The organism is Alysiella crassa DSM 2578, assembly GCF_000745955.1.
In the GTDB taxonomy this organism is placed as follows: Bacteria; Pseudomonadota; Gammaproteobacteria; order Burkholderiales; family Neisseriaceae; genus Simonsiella; species Simonsiella crassa.
Genome location: NZ_JQKH01000003.1, coordinates 24,939 through 38,477 on the forward strand (window position 1 = coordinate 24,939; position 13,539 = coordinate 38,477).

12 protein-coding genes are annotated in these 13,539 nt (G+C 46.1%); 4 read left to right on the forward strand and 8 right to left on the reverse strand.

Annotation, left to right across the window (positions count from 1 at the left end; all coding sequences use genetic code 11):
- Nucleotides 1–2: 2 nt before the first annotated feature.
- The 5 genes from Q338_RS00110 to Q338_RS15260 all read right to left on the reverse strand — a co-directional run bounded on the left by Q338_RS00110 (nucleotide 3) and on the right by Q338_RS15260 (nucleotide 4,365).
- Nucleotides 3–2,294 (reverse strand): Tex family protein, encoded by a 2,292-nt coding sequence (locus tag Q338_RS00110; RefSeq protein WP_034290676.1) that lies wholly within the window; start codon nucleotides 2,292–2,294, stop codon nucleotides 3–5.
- A gap of 57 nt (nucleotides 2,295–2,351) precedes the next feature.
- Nucleotides 2,352–3,059: a hypothetical protein gene (locus tag Q338_RS14965; protein WP_174905286.1), complete on the reverse strand. Its 708-nt coding sequence runs from the start codon at nucleotides 3,057–3,059 to the stop codon at nucleotides 2,352–2,354.
- 126 nt (nucleotides 3,060–3,185) lie between these two features.
- Nucleotides 3,186–3,389 carry a hypothetical protein gene (locus Q338_RS00120; protein ID WP_034290679.1) on the reverse strand — a complete coding sequence of 68 codons (204 nt, stop codon included), beginning with the start codon at nucleotides 3,387–3,389 and terminating at the stop codon, nucleotides 3,186–3,188.
- 16 nt (nucleotides 3,390–3,405) lie between these two features.
- Complete coding sequence (locus Q338_RS00125) at nucleotides 3,406–4,068, reverse strand: DUF1294 domain-containing protein (protein ID WP_034290682.1); 663 nt, start codon at nucleotides 4,066–4,068, stop codon at nucleotides 3,406–3,408.
- A gap of 171 nt (nucleotides 4,069–4,239) precedes the next feature.
- The gene (locus tag Q338_RS15260) at nucleotides 4,240–4,365 is read right to left on the reverse strand and encodes a hypothetical protein (protein WP_280517488.1); all 126 of its coding nucleotides are present in this window, start codon (nucleotides 4,363–4,365) and stop codon (nucleotides 4,240–4,242) included.
- Between the two features lie 12 nt (nucleotides 4,366–4,377).
- On the opposite strand from Q338_RS15260, the gene Q338_RS00130 reads away from it, so the two are divergent.
- The 4 genes from Q338_RS00130 (at nucleotide 4,378) to narI (ending at nucleotide 11,071) form a co-directional block, all read left to right on the forward strand.
- Entirely contained in the window at nucleotides 4,378–8,052 is a 3,675-nt protein-coding gene (locus Q338_RS00130) for a nitrate reductase subunit alpha (protein WP_034290685.1), read from the forward strand.
- Between the two features lie 102 nt (nucleotides 8,053–8,154).
- The gene (gene narH / locus Q338_RS00135) at nucleotides 8,155–9,714 is read left to right on the forward strand and encodes a nitrate reductase subunit beta (protein WP_034290688.1); all 1,560 of its coding nucleotides are present in this window, start codon (nucleotides 8,155–8,157) and stop codon (nucleotides 9,712–9,714) included.
- 2 nt (nucleotides 9,715–9,716) lie between these two features.
- A complete protein-coding gene (gene narJ / locus Q338_RS00140; RefSeq protein WP_034290691.1) occupies nucleotides 9,717–10,391 on the forward strand; it encodes a nitrate reductase molybdenum cofactor assembly chaperone in 675 nt (224 codons plus the stop codon).
- Nucleotides 10,388–11,071 (forward strand): respiratory nitrate reductase subunit gamma, encoded by a 684-nt coding sequence (narI, locus tag Q338_RS00145; protein ID WP_034290694.1) that lies wholly within the window; start codon nucleotides 10,388–10,390, stop codon nucleotides 11,069–11,071. Before narJ ends, narI begins: the two co-directional genes overlap by 4 nt.
- 139 nt (nucleotides 11,072–11,210) lie before the next feature.
- Here the strand turns inward: narI and Q338_RS00150 are convergent, their stop codons facing one another.
- The 3 genes from Q338_RS00150 to Q338_RS15265 form a co-directional block, all read right to left on the reverse strand.
- Nucleotides 11,211–11,753 (reverse strand): single-stranded DNA-binding protein, encoded by a 543-nt coding sequence (locus Q338_RS00150; protein ID WP_034290697.1) that lies wholly within the window; start codon nucleotides 11,751–11,753, stop codon nucleotides 11,211–11,213.
- 3 nt (nucleotides 11,754–11,756) lie between these two features.
- The gene (locus tag Q338_RS00155) at nucleotides 11,757–13,148 is read right to left on the reverse strand and encodes an MFS transporter (RefSeq protein ID WP_034290700.1); all 1,392 of its coding nucleotides are present in this window, start codon (nucleotides 13,146–13,148) and stop codon (nucleotides 11,757–11,759) included.
- A gap of 256 nt (nucleotides 13,149–13,404) precedes the next feature.
- Nucleotides 13,405–13,527 (reverse strand): hypothetical protein, encoded by a 123-nt coding sequence (locus Q338_RS15265; RefSeq protein ID WP_280517487.1) that lies wholly within the window; start codon nucleotides 13,525–13,527, stop codon nucleotides 13,405–13,407.
- Nucleotides 13,528–13,539: the final 12 nt, after the last annotated feature.

Below are 13,539 nucleotides of genomic sequence, written 5' to 3' on the forward strand. Positions count from 1 at the left end.
AATCAACGCTTCAACTTCGCAAACGCATCAGCCATTGCCGAATTGGTAGGGGCTTTTTCGCGTTGATTTTGCGGTTTATTTTGGCGCGATGACTTTTCAGGCTGCCTGAAATCGCGTTTTTCTCCTGATTTTTCAACAGGTTTATCATCGTCCAAACGCATACTCAACGCAATGCGCTTGCGTACCGCGTCCACTTCCAGCACCTTCACTTTCACTACATCGCCCGCCTTGACCACTTCGCGTGGGTCGGACACAAACCGATTGGACAAAGCCGAAATGTGCACCAAACCGTCTTGATGCACGCCAATATCCACAAACGCACCAAAATTCGCCACGTTGGACACCACGCCTTCCAAAATCATGCCCACTTCTAAATCACTGATTTCATTCACACCTTCGGCAAAGCTGGCGATTTTGAACTCGCCGCGTGGGTCTCGGTTGGGTTTTTCCAATTCCGCCAAAATGTCCATAATGGTCGGCAAGCCAAATCGTTCATCAATAAAATCAACGGCTTTGATTTGCGAAATCAGCTCGCGTTTGCCAATCAATTCTTGGGCGGTAACACCTTGTTTTGCCAACATTTTGGCGACAACAGGATAGGCTTCGGGGTGAACCGCACTCGCGTCCAAAGGCTCGGTGCCGCCCAAAACGCGCAAGAAACCTGCCGCTTGTTCAAAGGTTTTTTCGCCCAAACGCGGCACTTTCAACAAGGTTTTGCGATTGGGAAATGCGCCATGTTCATCACGATAAGCGACAATATTTTTCGCAAGAGTTTGATTTAAACCAGAAATTCTTGCCAATAAAGGCGCGGAAGCCGTGTTCACGTCCACACCCACCGCGTTCACGCAATCTTCGACCACCGCGTCCAGCGATTTTGCCAATGCGCTTTGATTCACATCGTGCTGATATTGCCCCACGCCTATGGATTTGGGGTCAATTTTGACCAGCTCGGCAAGCGGGTCTTGCAAACGCCGCGCAATGGACACCGCGCCACGCAAACTCACGTCCAAATCGGGGAACTCCGCCGCCGCCAGCTCGGATGCGGAATAAATGGACGCGCCTGCCTCCGACACCACAATTTTGTGCAAGCCCATGTTCGGCAACAGTTTTAACAATTCGCCTGCCACTTTATCGGTTTCGCGGCTGGCTGTGCCGTTGCCGATGGCGATGAGTTTCACGCTGTGCTTTTTAATCAGGGCAGACAAGGTTTGCAACATATTGTTTTCTTGATGTAAATACACAATCACGGTATCCAGCAATTTGCCCGTGTCGCTGACCACCGCGCATTTCACGCCATTGCGGTAACCAGGGTCTAAACCCAAAGTCGGCAAACGACCTGCTGGCGCGGCAAGCAGTAAATCTTTGAGATTTTTGGCGAAAACGGTAATCGCATCCGTGTCTGCCAATTCTTTGAGTTTGGAAAAGGCTTCCAATTCCAGCGACAGGAAAATTTTGGCGCGCCAAGTCAGGCGCACGGTGTCGCGCAACCATTTGTCGGCTGGGCGATTTTTGTCTTGCAAACCAAAGTGTTGCGCGATGATTTTTTCGTATTCGGATTGCTCGGTAATGGGCGTTTCGTCTGGCTGATATTTTAAGGCTGCCTGCAAAACGCCCTCGTTGCGACCGCGCAAAATCGCCAACGCACGATGGCTGGGCATACGCGCGATGGCTTCGCGGTGGTCAAAATAATCTTTGAATTTTTCGCCTGTTTCTTGTTGTCCGTCAATCACTTGGGCGTGGATTTCGGCTTCGTGCCACAATTTTTCGCGCAAACGCCCAATCAGTTCCGCGTCTTCGGCAAATTGTTCCATGAGAATGGCTCGCGCGCCGTCCAATGCGCTTTTAATATCAGGCACTTGCTCGTTTAAAAATGATTGGGCGAAGGTGTCGGGGTCGGTTTCAGGCTGCCTGAAAAGCGTGTCCGCCAAATCCTGTAAACCGTTTTCGCGGGCGATTTGGGCTTTGGTGCGGCGTTTGGGTTTGTAGGGCAAATACAGGTCTTCCAGCGCGGTTTTGTTGTCGCAATCTTCAATTTGCTGGGCGAGTTCGGGCGTGAGTTTGCCTTGTTCTTCAATGCTTTTGAGCACGGTGGCTTTGCGTTCCAGCAGTTCACGCAGATATTGCAGGCGGTCGGCAAGGGTGCGGAGCTGGGTGTCGTCCAAACCGCCCGTCATTTCTTTGCGGTAACGTGCGATAAAGGGGACAGTCGCGCCTTCGTCCAGCAGGGTAATCGCGGCTTGGATTTGGGATTCTTGGGCGTTGAGTTCGGTGGCGATGATTTGGTTGATGTTCATGTTTTTTCTCGTAAAAAATTAAAAAATAAATGGGGTTTCAGGCTGCCTGAAAATGAATTATTGGTTGTTAGATTGGATATAGCCTAACCAGCCTGTTGATGGTACTAAATTCATTTGTTCTAATTCCAATGGATTAACGCTCCATAAAGCGGCTAATTGTGCTGGTGTTTCTTCATCACAGGATTGTATCCATTGTTGAAAAATGTCGTCTTGTTCCAATTCTTCTTCTGTTCTTATGTCTAATAAACCAAGCGATTTTTCTTCGGTAGTTTGTTTGCCAAAATTTTCTAAAATCCTTCCTTCTGCGGTAGCAAAACGGCGTTGCCATTGTCCATTTTCTGCTTTTGCCCACGCAATATAATCGCTTACGCGATATGTGCCAAAGTATTGTACTGTTTGAAATTCATCTAACAATGGTTGCATTAAAGCATGGAACGATTCTGTTTGGGTGGGCGTTGGCAATGATAAATAGCTGACAACAAACACCCAACCGCGAATGCTGGGTGAAACAAAAACGGGTTGCAGGCTGCTTTTGTAATCGGTTTCTCCAATCGCTTGGAAACCGCTTTGCCAGTTGGCAATTTGCACATTTTTAAGCGGCAATTTTGCCAATACGGCTTTGGGTGAATCTGATTTAATTGCCAACCAATCGGTTTTAAATCCAAATGCAATCGGTGTATCAGGCTGCCTATCAATAGGCATAGCATGGGAGATTGACTTATTTTTCGCAAAAAATGCCAACAGGGAATGTAAGTATTTTTTCATGATTTTTCTTTCAGGCTGCCTGAAAATTACCGCGAAAATTCAGGGTCAGGTTTGGGCGCGTATTTTTGCATGGTTTGTTCATAAGCATGAATAAAGTATTCACGCGATAAAGCAAGTTCGCCTGTTTCATAATATGCCAAAATGCCGTCTGAATAGGCTTTGTAGCTGTCCTGCAAAAATATGCACAAAATCAATGCCGATTTCTTCCATATTGCGCGGCGATGACAACAAAATAGAGAGCGGTAAATTTTGACTTAACGCAGCCAAATGAGCGTGTTCTTGTACGTTGAAAATGGGGCGTGGGTTCAAAAAATCGGGGTTGTATTGCATGATTTTTCCTTTATTTTTATTTCAAGCTGCCTGAAAAAATCAAATACCCCACCAATACCACATTCAACACCACCGTCCCCCAAAAAATCCCAACAAACGGCTGTTTCTGCGTTTTATGGCGAAACAGATACCGTGCCACCAACGCCCCAGCCCAACCGCCCAACAAAGCCACCGCGTGCAGCGAATTTTCAGGCACACGGCTGCGTGCGTGCAAAGCGCAATGCTTGTCCCACGCATACAAAATCATCGCCACGCCCGAAACCAAAGCGGAAATCGCCGCCAACTGCCACGCCAAAATCATCAATAAAATCAACCAAACACACACCAAGGGCACCGCCCACATCAATTTGTCTTTCATCGGGCGGAGTAGGGCTTGTTCTTGCGCCAAATAAGCATCGGCGATTTCGGCGCGTTCGGCGGAGGTAACTTGCGTGGCAGTCCAGCATTTTTGGGTTTCATCGTATTTGGCGTACACGGTGATGGCTTCGTTTTTGCGTGGGGCGCGTTGCTGTTTGGCAACTAAATTGTTGGCATGAAAAAAGATTTCTTCTTCCAACGCCGCCGTTTTGATAAAACCAAAACCGCGTTCGGCGTTCCATTTCACAATATTGCCTGCCACGCCGCGATGGAGCAGGATTTTGGTGTCGTAGTCTGGAGCGGGTTTGAATAATTGTGTCATTTTGGTGTGAACTTTCTTTCAGGCTGCCTGAAAAATAATGGGTCATGATGGTGCCGCATTTTACCATTAAACAAAATCATTTTAGCCCCTACATCTAAAGAACTAGAAGCCCCCCTTATTCCGTCTCATTTCTCTGTGCCTTTAGTGAATTTAGTTTGCCGATTAAATCGCTTATTCTGCCACATAAGCAAACAGGTTTTTCAGGCTGCCTTTTGTGAACACAGTAGGCTGGATATTGCCACCATTTACCGTATCGCCAAAGGCAGCCTGAAACAGACAAAAATAATCCCGATGCAACGAGGAACAACCATGAGCCACTTTTTAGACAGACTGACTTTCTTCAAGCAAAAACGCGAACCGTTTTCTAACGGACACGGTGTTTTGACCACCGAAGACCGAGGCTGGGAACAAGCCTATCGCAGCCGTTGGCAGCACGACAAAATTGTCCGCTCCACACACGGCGTAAACTGTACGGGTTCGTGCAGTTGGAAAGTGTATGTGAAAAACGGTTTGATTACTTGGGAAACCCAACAAACCGATTATCCGCGCACGCGCCCTGATTTGCCGAATCACGAACCGCGTGGTTGTCCGCGTGGTGCGTCTTATAGCTGGTATGTGTATTCAGCACAGCGCGTGAAATATCCGATGATGCGCGGTGTTTTGGCTGAAATGTGGCGCGAATTACGCAAAACTCAATCTGCTATTCAAGCATGGGAAACCATCACCACCGACCCTGAACGCGCCAAAAAGTATAAATCTCAACGCGGTTTAGGTGGATTTGTGCGCTCCACTTGGGACGAAGCCTATGAAATGATTGCCGCCGCCAACGCCTATACCATTAAAAATTATGGTCCTGACCGCGTGATTGGTTTCTCCCCTATTCCAGCCATGTCTATGGTGAGCTATGCGGCGGGTGCGCGTTATTTGGGTTTATTGGGGGGTGTGCCATTGTCGTTCTACGACTGGTATTGCGATTTGCCACCTGCTTCGCCACAAATTTGGGGCGAACAAACAGACGTTGCCGAATCTGCCGATTGGTATAACGCCAATTATTTAATGGTTTGGGGTTCAAATGTCCCTTTAACACGCACCCCAGACGCACATTTCTACACCGAAGTACGCTACAAAGGCACGAAAACTGTAGCCGTGTCTTCCGATTTTGGCGAAATGGCAAAGTTTGGCGACATTTGGCTCGCACCCAAACAAGGCACAGATGCGGCTTTGGCGATGGCAATGGGTCATGTGATTTTGAAAGAATTTCATGTAGATAAGCCGTCAGCTTATTTCACGGACTACATTCGCCGTTTGACTGATATGCCTGTGTTAGTACGTTTACAAGAAAAAGACGGTCAATACATTCCTGAATATTTTTTACGTGCTTCACAGTTAGACAATCATTTTAACGAAGAGAAAAATCCCGATTGGAAAGTCTTGGCGATTGATGAACGTTCAGGCAAATTAATTGTACCCAATGGTTCAATTGGTTTCCGTTGGGACGGTAGCCAAAAATGGAATTTAGAAACCAAAGCACAAGGCGAAGAAATTCAGGCTGCTTTGAGTTTAAAAAATTTGGCTGACGATGTGGTTCAAGTTGGTTTTGCCTATTTTGGTGGCGAACATGATGAATTGATTCATCGTAAAGTCCCCGTCAAAAAAGTTCAATTAGCAGACGGTGAAACCGCTTTGGTGGCAACCGTATTTGATTTAATGTTGGCAAACTATGGCGTAGAACATGGTTTAAATGATGAAAATTGCGCCCAAGATTATTTTGATGACAAACCTTATACCCCCGCTTGGCAGGAAAAACACACAGGGGTGCAGCCTGAAATGGTGATTCGCGTGGCGCGTGAATTTGCCCAAAATGCACATGACACCGAAGGTCGCAGCATGGTGATTGTGGGTGCGGGCTTGAACCACTGGTATCACATGGATATGGCATATCGCGGCATCATCAATATGTTGATGATGTGTGGTTGTATTGGCAAATCAGGTGGTGGTTGGTGTCATTATGTGGGACAAGAGAAATTGCGCCCACAATCGGGTTGGACGCCTCTGACATTTGCTTTGGACTGGCACCGCCCAGCGCGTCAAATGAACGGTACATCGTTTTTCTACGCCCACACAAGCCAATGGCGACACGAAAAATTGGGCGTAAACGAAATTCTTGCGCCCACAGCCGATGGCGGTTTGGCAAAAATGTCCATGATTGATTACAACGCCAAAGCCGAACGCATGGGTTGGTTGCCATCTGCGCCACAATTATCCACCAATCCATTGGATTTGGTGGCACAAGCCGAATCAGCAGGTCAAGACCCCGTGCAGTACACCGTTGAAAAATTGAAAAATGGCAGCTTGGACATGGCGTGTAACGACCCCGACAATCCGCAAAATTTCCCACGCAATTTATTTGTGTGGCGGTCTAATATTTTGGGTTCGTCTGGTAAGGGGCATGAATATTTCTTGAAATATTTATTGGGTACGCAAAACGCGGTAATGAGCGATGAAGAAGATTGCATCAAACCGACTGAAATCAAAGTTCGCCCTGCTGTTGAAGGCAAACTGGATTTGCTGACGGTATTGGATTTCCGCATGTCTACGACTTGTTTATATGGCGATATTGTGTTGCCGACCGCCACTTGGTACGAAAAAGACGATTTGAATACGTCTGATATGCACCCGTTTATTCACCCCTTATCGGAAGCAGTAAACCCATTATGGCAAAGCAAAACCGACTGGGAAATTTACAAAGGTTTAGCCAAAAAATTCAGTGAAACCGCCAAAGATTATTTGGGCGTACGCAAAGACATTGTTTTAACCCCACTGATGCACGATAGCCCACAGGAAATGGGGCAAGCATTTGACCCGAAAGACTGGAAATTGGGTGAATGCGACCCTATTCCTGGTAAAACCATGCCCATGATGACGGTTGTGGAACGCGATTATGGTGCAATTTATGAAAAATTCACATCCGTTGGACCTTTATTAGAAAAAATCAACAATAACGGTAAAGGTTTGACTTGGGATACCAAACACGAAGTAGAATTTTTGCGTAAATTAAATGGTGTTCAGGCGACTGGTGCAGGTCAAGGTCAGCCAAAAATTGAAACAGCGATTGACGCGGCAGAAATGATTTTGACACTTGCGCCTGAAACCAATGGACATGTTGCCATGAAAGCGTGGCAGTCTTTGGGCAAAGCCACAGGACGCGACCACACCCATTTGATTGCCGCCAGCGAACACACACAAATTCGTTTCCGCGACATTCAAGCACAACCACGCAAAATTGTGTCATCGCCCATTTGGTCGGGCGTGGAAAGTGAAGAAGTATGCTACAACGCAGGTTATACCAATGTACATGAATTAATCCCTTGGCGCACCATCACAGGTCGTCAGCAATTTTACCAAGACCATAAATGGATGCGTGATTTTGGTGAGGGCTTTTGTGTTTACAAACCTGCGGTTGATTTCAAAACCACCGCCAAATTATTGGGCAAACACCCCAATGGCAATAAAGAAATTACCTTGAATTTCTTAACGCCACACCAAAAATGGGGCATTCACTCCACTTATTCGGACAATTTGCGTATGCTCACTTTGTCTCGCGGTGGACCACACGTTTGGATTAGCGAAATTGACGCGAAAAAAGCAGGTATTGTGGACAATGATTGGGTAGAAGTGTTTAACGCCAATGGTACGATTGCATGCCGTGTGATTGTCAGCCAGCGTATTCCTGAAACCATGATTTTGATGTACCACGCGCAAGAAAAAATTGTGAACACGCCAGCAGCAGAAGTATCAGGCAAACGCGGTGGTATTCACAATTCGGTAACGCGCACGGTGTTGAAACCCACGCACATGATTGGCGGCTATGCGCAACAAGCCTATGGTTTCAATTACTATGGGACAGTGGGTTCAAATCGTGATGAATGGGTCATTATCCGTAAAATGGATAAAGTAGAATGGAAAGACGAACCCGTTAAATAATATGGAAAGAAATGCTTTTCAGGCTGCCTGAAAAGGCGAAAAACCGAATCGGCAGTCTGAAAACGCATTTCCCTAAAATAAAAATTTCAAGGAACACAAAACATGAAAATCCGAGCCCAAATCGGCATGGTGCTGAATTTAGATAAATGTATTGGTTGCCACACCTGCTCTGTTACCTGCAAAAACGTATGGACTTCACGCGATGGTGTGGAATACGCTTGGTTCAATAATGTGGAAACCAAACCTGGTATCGGTTTCCCAAAAAATTGGGAAGACCAAGAAAAATGGCAAGGTGGCTGGGTACGCAAACCCGATGGCAAACTTGTCCCCAAACAAGGCGGCAAATTGAAAATTTTGTCTAATATTTTCGCCAACCCAAATATGCCGAAAATTGACGATTATTACGAGCCGTTCACTTATGATTACGAGCATTTGCAAAATGCACCCAAAATGTCCACCCCCCCAACTGCGCGTCCTGTATCGGTATTAACAGGCAAAAAAATGGACAAAATTGAGTGGGGTCCAAACTGGGAAGACGATTTGGCAGGCGAATTTGAAAAACGCGCCAAAGACGTTTTATTTGAAGGCATTCAAAAGGAAATGCACGCAGCGTTTGAGCAAACTTTTATGATGTATTTGCCCAGATTGTGTGAACATTGTTTGAATCCGACTTGTGTGGCTTCTTGTCCATCTGGCAGCATTTATAAACGCGAAGATGATGGTATTGTCTTGATTGACCAAGACAAATGTCGTGGTTGGCGCATGTGCGTTTCAGGCTGTCCTTACAAAAAAATCTACTATAACTGGACAAGCGGTAAAGCCGAAAAATGCACATTCTGCTATCCGCGCATTGAAGGCGGTCAGCCGACTGTGTGTTCGGAAACCTGTGTGGGACGCATTCGCTACTTAGGTGTGTTGTTGTATGACGCGGACAAAATTGAACAAGCCGCCAGCGTGGAAAATCCACAAGATTTGTATCAATCTCAATTGGACATTTTCTTGAATCCACACGACCCAGAAATTCAAAAAGAAGCATTGAAACAAGGTATTAGCCAACAATGGTTGGATGCCGCTCAAAATTCGCCCGTGTATAAAATGGCGATGGAATGGAAAATCGCGTTCCCATTGCACCCAGAATACCGCACCTTACCTATGGTTTGGTATGTACCGCCTTTGTCGCCCATTCAATCTGCGATTGAAAATGGTTTGGTGGGTGAAAACGGCATTATTCCAAGCGTAGATGAAATGCGTATCCCCTTGCGCTATTTGGCGAATTTATTGACAGCAGGCAAAATTGAACCGATTAAAGAGGCTTTGGAACGCATGATTGCCATGCGTAGATTCAAGCGCGGTCAAGTGGTACACGGTGAAACTTTGGAACAAACTTTAGACGGCACAGGTTTAACTGCGGCACAAGTGGAAGAAATGTATCAAATCATGGCAATCGCCAATTATGAAGACCGCTTTGTGATTCCAAGTTCACACAAAGAATTGGTGGAAAACACGTTTGAAGACAAAGCAAGCTGTGGTTTCACGTTTGGCAATGGCTGTTCGGGCGGTTCCAGCGAAGAAAGTTTGTTTGGTAAACGCAAAGGTACGCCCATTGTGTTCCATGGTTTACGCAAAGACCGTGAGGAAAACCGCGAAAAAGGAGCACGTTAATTATGGATAACAACTTGGTTTACAAGTGGTTTTCTGCATTGTTGTGCTATCCCGAAGCGGAGTTAATTGCGGCATTGCCCGAATTTCAGGCTGCCTTAAACAATCATGAACTGTTGGCGGAACAACGCGATGGTTTGCAAGGCTTTTTGAATTATTTGGGCGAGGGCAGTTTGCGCGAATTGCAAGAAAACTATGTTGCCACTTTTGACCGTAATCGCCATCACGCGCTGTATATTTTTGAACACGTTTACGGTGAAGACCGCGACCGTGGCAGTGCCATGGTGGATTTGTTGGAAGAATATCGCAAATACGGTTTTGAATTGGGTGATGATGAATTGCCTGATTATTTGCCTGCTTTATTGGAATTTTTCGCACACATTCCAGCCGAAAATGCACAGAAATTATTGGGTGATGCGGTTCATGTGATTGACCATATTGCGAAAAAATTGGCACAAAGCCAATCGCCATATGCCGTTTTATTGAATGCGGTGGTGGCGTTAAGTCCTGTTGCCCCCCAGCCCTTGATTGAGCCGCCCGTACGCGACATGGACGAAGCAATGGAAACCTTTGGGCCCGATTTTTCAGGCACTGAACCTTTGTTAAAACCCAGTATTGAAACAGTACAGTTTTATCCGAAAGGCAGTTTTCAAACTGTACGCGAAGGAGCAACATCATGAATACATTACATCATTTTTTCTTTGGCATTTATCCCTATATTTGTTTGGCGATTTTCTTTTTTGGGAGCTTGTTCCGTTTTGAACGTGAACAATATTCATGGAAAAGCGAGTCCAGTCAAATTTTGTATGAGGGCGATTTAAGACGCGGTAATATTTGCTTTCATATTGGGATTTTGGCGGTGTTTTTTGGGCATTTGGTGGGTTTGCTCACACCTTTGTGGTTTTGGGACGCATTGGGGATTTCACATGGTGCAAAACAGATTTTTGCGATGGTAATGGGTGGGATTTTTGGTTTATTGGCGATGTATGGTTTGGTGTTGCTGATTAAACGCCGTTTCCTGATTGACCGCATCAACACAAACAGCACTTGGCGCGATAAATTGGTGTTGATTTGGATTGCCATCACATTGGGATTGGGTTTGATGACCATTTTTGTGAGTGCAGGACACACCGATGGACACGAAATGACCAAATTCATGGCATGGGCGCAACACATTGTTACCTTCCGTGGTGCAGCCGCCGACTACATTACTGATGTGAATCTCTTGTTTAAATTACACATTTTTATGGGCATGAGTTTTTTTGCGATTTTTCCATTTACGCGCATGGTGCATGTGTGGAGTGGTTTTGCGAGTTTGACTTACATTCCACGCGCTTGGCAGATTGTTCGCCGCCGCTAATATTTTGATTGAATAAATAATCAGGCAGCCTGAAAACATGAATTATGGTTTTCAGGCTGCCTTTATTTTGGGGCAATAATTATAGTGGATTCAATCAACGCGGTACTGGTTTAAATTGAATTCACTATATGTTACAAAATTAAAACGGAATATCATCGTCCATATCTTCCACAGGCGCGGCGGGGGCAACAGGGGCTTTGCGTTGTTGCGGCGCGGCTGGGGGCGCAGATGGCGTGTTGTCATAATCGGCGTAAGATGAATGTTGCGGCGCGGCTGCTTGGCGTGGCGCGGCGGGGGCGTAATTGCTGCCGTTGTCATCGTCCCAGCCTGATGAATTGCTGGCATTGTCGTTTTTGCTGCCCAACATTTTCATTTCGCTGGCTTTAATTTCATAAGCGGTGCGTTCAATATTGTCGCGGTCGGTGTATTTGCGCGATTCAATGCGCCCTTCAATATACACCAAACTGCCTTTTTTCAAATACTGCCCCGCAATTTCCGCTAAACGCCCAAACATGGAAATATTGTGCCATTCCGTGCGTTCTACCTTATTGCCTGTTTTTTTATCATTCCAACTTTCTGATGTGGCGATGGAAAAATTGCACACCGCGTCGCCACTGGGCAAATAGCGCACTTCGGGGTCGCGCCCCAAACGCCCAATTAACATTACTTTATTCAAAGACATAGCTTACACTCCTGTTAAAATTTGTTTCACTTGTTCTTCATCAAAACCGTGTTGTAAGGCTTTGATAAACAAATTATTTTTGTCATCACTAAAACTAACTGCTTCCACGCCCTCCACCTGTTTCAGGCTGCCTGAAAGCTCGTCCAAACGATTGTGCCACATTTCGGGCAAGGCGAAAATCACGTTTTTCACAGGTTTCGGTGCGGGCGCGGTGATGGCAAGCAGCAACCACGCGCCTATCATCACGCAACAAAAACCAAACACCCCTGTAAACCCATACAGCGCATACATTTTGCTGCCGATTATGCCGCCCGTAAACACACCAACGGATTGCAAAGTGTTGTACACCCCCATCGCCGTGCCTTTCAAATCAGATGGTGCAATTTTAGACACCAGCGATGGAATACTGGCTTCTAAAATATTGAAACCAATAAAATAAACAATCAAAGCCACACCAATCGCCCAAATAGAATGCAAACTAAAAATCAAAGCAAATTGGGCAAGCAACACCAGCGCAATCCCCAATACAAACACCTGTTTCAATTTATTGCGCGTTTCGCCAACAATAATCGCAGGAATCATCAACACCAAACCAATCACAGTCGCTGGCAAATACACTTGCCAATGTGTTGTTTTTTCCCAACCCAATTGTTGCAGCGCAAAGGGTAGGGCGGTGAAAATCGCCATTAGTCCAGCTTGCAAAGTAAAAATACCAAAATTCAAACGCAATAATTGTGTATTACGCAACACTTCACCCATGCGCCCCGTTTGCGCTTGCGCGTCTTGGTGCAAACGCGATTGTGTCGGATTGGGCGTATAAAATGCCACCAACGCCAAACTCGCCGCGCTCAACACCCCCATCATCGCAAACAAACCGTTCACGCCCACCCAACGCGTTAAAATTGGCGATAAAACCAAACTGATGGAAAACGTCAAACCAATACTCAAACCTATCATAGACATAGCGCGTGTCCGCACTTCTTCACGCGTCAAATCGGCAAGCAACGCCGTTACCGCCGCGCTCACTGCGCCCGCCCCCTGAATCGCCCGCGCCAACACCAGCATTTCCACACTATTGGCAACCGCCGCCAAAAAACTGCCCCCTGCAAACACAGCCATGCCCAAATAAATCACTTTTTTGCGCCCAATTTTATCGGACAATATGCCCAAAGGCAGTTGCAACAAGGCTTGCGTTAAGCCATAAATTGCCATTGCCAAGCCAACCATTTGCAATTGTTCGTACGCGGGTAAATGCGCCGCCAGCTCTTTGGCGTGCAATGCCAACACGGGCAATACGAGAAACATGCCCAACATTCGCAGCGCGTACACCCCCGCCAATGATGTGCTGGCGCGGAATTCGTGGGGAAGCATTTGGATTTTGGGTTTTCTTGCCATGATGAAATCTTTGTGTGTGGGTGAATTTTCAGGCTGCCTTACAGTAAACGATACAAATCTTTAGATATTACCTGAAATCTGTCCCCACACACGTTGGTGGGGGAGGGGACAGATGGTTGGTAAAATTAAAATTATCGTGTACCAAAAGGCTGCCTGAAAATGAAAAAATAGCGCAAATTATAATAGATTCTCGCTTTATCATGAATAAATCTTTTTGCTTATACTTGTGCGCTGGTTTACAAATATTGCACAAAATTTACAAACTCTGATATATTTTGCCAATTAGAATAACGTGGTGGTTTTCAGGCTGCCTCAATATGGCATAAATATTTGCCATACAAACAGGCAGCCTGAACACCGCCGCGCTCCACAACAACACATTTTTACAGGT